General features: G+C 51.0%; 1 protein-coding gene. It reads right to left on the bottom strand.

Annotated features, from left to right (window positions below):
- Nucleotides 1-206, bottom strand: a 206-nt coding sequence (locus JEM65_RS21620; RefSeq protein WP_199603832.1) for an MFS transporter, incomplete at both ends; no start/stop codon positions are given.

Genomic DNA, 206 nt, shown 5'->3' with positions numbered 1-206 from the left:
TTTTTTCTTCACAGATGTGTAAAAATGTCCGCACAACATACTCAAAAAGCACACGCAACACCGGCCGAAGCGATCGCTGATGGGCCCGAAAATCACGCCGCCCAGGACGGCACCAATCAGAGTCCAGGTGACCAGAGAGCCACTTTGTGAGGATGACAAACCAAATTCGCTGGTGATAGCGGGAAGCATAAAGCCGAGGATCAGTA

Source organism: Gelidibacter salicanalis (genome assembly GCF_016469035.1).
Lineage (GTDB): Bacteria > Bacteroidota > Bacteroidia > Flavobacteriales > Flavobacteriaceae > Gelidibacter > Gelidibacter salicanalis_A.
Note: the sequence above shows the minus strand (reverse complement) of the source record. Positions and strands in the feature narration are given on the sequence as shown.